Source organism: Hymenobacter antarcticus (assembly GCF_039539545.1).
Taxonomy (GTDB): domain Bacteria; phylum Bacteroidota; class Bacteroidia; order Cytophagales; family Hymenobacteraceae; genus Hymenobacter; species Hymenobacter antarcticus.
On sequence record NZ_BAABDI010000069.1, the window covers coordinates 1 to 763 of the forward strand.

Here is a 763-nt window from a genome sequence, read left to right on the forward strand (position 1 = left end):
ACACGCAGGCCCGAATCATGCCCGCCCGCGCCGCGTCGGTGGCCGGCACCAGCGGCACGGCCTGGTTGGCGAAGGCCGCGCCGTTGGTGGAGTAGTTCGGGGCCGTGCTCCCCGCCCAGGCGTTGCCATCGAGCGTGAGGGCCGGGCCGCCCAGGTTCACGGCCCGGTAGAACGTGAACGCGCCGCCGCCCCCCGTGGCCGTGAACGTGGCCGTGATGGTCTTGTTGCTGCTCATGCTCACGCTCAGCGGGTTGGCGCTGCCCGTGGCATCGCCGCTCCAGCCCGCGAAGGTGGAGCCCGCCGCCGGAGCGGCCGTGAGAGACACCGTGCTGCCGCTGGCGTAGCTGGCCGCGTTCGGACTTCGGCTCACCGTGCCACTGCCCGTGGTATTCACCGTGAGCGTGTAAGTGGTGGTGGCAACGGCCGTGAACGTGGCCGTGATGGTCTTGTTGCTACTCATGCTTACGCTCAGCGGGTTGGCGCTGCCCGTGGCGTCGCCGCTCCAGCCCGCGAAGGTGAAGCCCGCCGCTGGCGTGGCCGTCAGGCTCACCGTGCTGCCGCTGGCGTAGCTGGCTGCGTTCGGGCTTCGGACTACCGTGCCGCTGCCCACCGCGCTGGTGGTCAGCGTGTAGCTGGTGGGCGTGCCCCCGGTTTGCTGCCAGAGCTCCACGCCCGAAAAGTTGGGCCAGCCGCCGCTGCTCGTGAACTGCACTTGCCCGGTGGCGGCCAGCGTCACGGCGTAGGGGCCCAGCCGCGCCCAGGT

Annotated in this window: 1 protein-coding gene; it reads right to left on the reverse strand. The window is 71.3% G+C overall.

The genetic code is table 11. The features are described from left to right. A partial coding sequence (locus ABD819_RS21410) for an InlB B-repeat-containing protein (protein ID WP_345127716.1) occupies nucleotides 1-763 on the reverse strand: 763 nt, incomplete at both ends.